Here is a 2,599-nt window from a genome sequence, read left to right as displayed (position 1 = left end):
TTTGTGCGGCTGCGCGCCGAGTACGATTTCCTGAGCCGGCCGGGCGACGATTTCCGCCAGTTCCTGATCCAGATGACGTTCGCCATGGGCCCGCACAAGCACGAGACGTACTGAGCGGGGGCCCGTGCGACAATGAATCGGAGAAGCTCAATGCGACTGCGCTCGATCCTGACATTCTGGGCGGCAACCTTGGCCGGCACGGCGGCCGCGTCGCCCGGTTCCGCAGCGGCGGTGCCCGCGTCGCCCGCACCCGTGCGCGTGGTGACCACGCTGCCCGTGTACGCGTCGATCCTCAGGGAGATCGGCGGCGACCAGTTGGTGGTCTCCGCGATTGCGGATCCCCACGAGGACGCGCACTTCGTGCGACCCAAGCCCAGCTTTGCCGCCGAACTGCGCCGCGCCGACGTGTTCGTGACCACCGGGCTGGACCTGGAGCTGTGGGCGCCGGTGCTGCTGGACAAGGCGGGCAATGCCCGGGTGAGCGAGGGCGGGCCGGGCCACGTGACTACCTACCCGGGGATCAAGCTGCTCGACATCCCGGCGGCTGCGGACCGGGCGGCCGGCGACATCCACCTTTACGGCAACCCGCATCTCTACACGGACCCGCTCAACGCCATCCAGATCGCTCGCAACATGGTGGCGGGGCTCAAGGCGGTAGCGCCGGAGCGCAGCGCGGTGTGGGATCGGGGTCTGGCCGACTTCACTGTCCGAATCCACCGGCGGCTGTTCGGGGCGCGGCTGGTAGAGCTGGTGGGCGGCGAGACGCTGGCCAGCCTGGCGCGGAGCGGGAAGTTGCACTCGTTCCTGGAGCAGACGCCTTACCAGGGCACGCCGCTCATCCGCTACCTGGGCGGCTGGCTGGCCGTGGCGGAGCCATTCCGGGGCAAGGACATCATCTGCTATCACAAGGACTGGGCGTACTTCGAGGACCGCTTCCAGGTGCGTTGCGCGGAGTACGTCGAGCCGAAGCCGGGGATCCCGCCCACGCCGCGGCATGTCGCCAGGCTCATTGACTTGATGAAGACGCGGAGCATCCGCCTGATCATTGCCGGCACGTACTACGGCCGAGCGAAGGTGGCGAGGGTGGCCGAGCGGGCGGGCGCCAGCTACCTCATGGTCCCCTTCCAGCCCGGCGCGCTGCCCGGCGTGGATAGCTACTTCGACATGGTGGACGCGTGGGTGAGTGGCCTGGGCGAGGCGTTCAAGGGCGGCAAGGCCTGATCCCCGTACCGAGAGGATTCGCGCGATGCTCGACCTGATCCTGATCCCCTTCGTGGCCGCCATGGTGATCCTGGCGATGAACGCGTACTTCGGTCTGCATGTGATCCGGCGCGGCGTCATCTTCGTGGACCTGGCTTTCGCGCAGATAGCGGCCGTAGGGAGCACGGTGGCCTTCCTCTTGGGCGCGGGCGCGGGCTCCACCATGTCCTACCTGTTTGCCTTCGGCTTTACCGTTCTGGGTGCGCTCTTCTTCAGTCTCACGCGGCTGGAGAACGGGGCCGTGCCGCAGGAGGCGATCATTGGCATCAGCTACGTGCTGGCCTCCGCGGCCGTGATCCTGCTGGCCAGCTTCACCCCGGAGGGCGCCGAGCACATCAAGGAAACGCTGACGGGCAGCCTTATCTGGGTGAGCGGCGGGACGGTGCTGAAAATGGCGGCGGTCTACGCGGGGATCGGGCTGTTCCACTACCTGTTCCGCGGGCGGATGCTGGCCGTGACGTTCGCGCCCGACACCGTGAGGCGGGTGTGGCTGTGGGACTTCGTCTTCTACCTGACGTTCGGGATCGCCATCACGTTCTCGGTGAACCTGGCGGGTGTGCTCATGATCTTCAGCACGCTGGTGATTCCGGCGGCCATTGCGTTCCTTTACACGCACACGTTCGGCCGGGCCCTGCTCATTGCCTGGTTCAGCGGGGGGGTAGCCATTGCCGGCGGCCTGGCCGTGTCCTTCGCTTGGGACCTCACCACGGGTCCGCTTCTCGTCCTCGCCTTCGGCGCGACGCTGGTTTTGGCCGCGGCGCTTCGCCCGCTGCTCGCCCTGCGGCCGGAGCGCGCCCGGCTCGGGCCGGGACGTCCACGGGGTGAGCGCGACGGCGGCGCAGGCGCCGAGAGTGCGCCGGCGGCGGAGGAGGCGGCATCAGCGTAAACAAGGAACCGGCCAGCCTGCCAGAAATTCCCGAGATCCTGGCCTTGCCTACCCCTGGAGTCGAGCGTTCAGGGCGATCTCGGCACCCTTGTAGAGATTCGAGACGGGGCAGTTAGCCTTGGCGTCCTGCGCATGCTTGCGGAACGTGGCCTCGTCAATGCCGGGCACCGTGCCCGCGGTGTCCAGCTCGATGCGCGTGATCTGGAAGCCTTCGCCTACCTTTTCGAGGTGCACGTTGGCGCGGGTGTCGATGCGCTCGGGCTTGAAGCCGGCGCGGGACAGGCCTGCGGCCAGGGCCATGGAGAAGCAGCCGGCGTGGGCAGCGCCGACCAGTTCCTCGGGATTGGTGCCGGCCGCCTCCTGGAAGCGCGAGCCGAAGGAGTAGCCGCCCTCGAAGGCGCCACTGCCGGTGCTCATGCTGCCGCTGCCCTCGTGGAGCGAGCCGTGCCAAAC

The 2,599-nt window shown here is 68.0% G+C and carries 3 protein-coding genes; 2 read left to right on the top strand and 1 reads right to left on the bottom strand.

From position 1 onward, the window contains the following. Positions 1–150 precede the first annotated feature (150 nt). Together HY703_11465 and HY703_11460 are read left to right on the top strand one after the other, a co-directional pair. Positions 151–1,221 (top strand): zinc ABC transporter substrate-binding protein, encoded by a 1,071-nt coding sequence (locus HY703_11465; GenBank protein MBI4545806.1) that lies wholly within the window; start codon positions 151–153, stop codon positions 1,219–1,221. Between the two features lie 25 nt (positions 1,222–1,246). After that, positions 1,247–2,146 carry a metal ABC transporter permease gene (locus HY703_11460; GenBank protein MBI4545805.1) on the top strand — a complete coding sequence of 300 codons (900 nt, stop codon included), beginning with the start codon at positions 1,247–1,249 and terminating at the stop codon, positions 2,144–2,146. A gap of 48 nt (positions 2,147–2,194) precedes the next feature. On the opposite strand, the gene HY703_11455 is transcribed toward HY703_11460, so the two are convergent. Then, a partial coding sequence (locus HY703_11455; GenBank protein ID MBI4545804.1) for an OsmC family peroxiredoxin occupies positions 2,195–2,599 on the bottom strand: 405 nt, incomplete at its 5' end.

The organism is Gemmatimonadota bacterium, assembly GCA_016209965.1.
Taxonomy (GTDB): domain Bacteria; phylum Gemmatimonadota; class Gemmatimonadetes; order Longimicrobiales; family RSA9; genus JACQVE01.
This window is presented reverse-complemented; position numbering and strand designations above follow the sequence as displayed.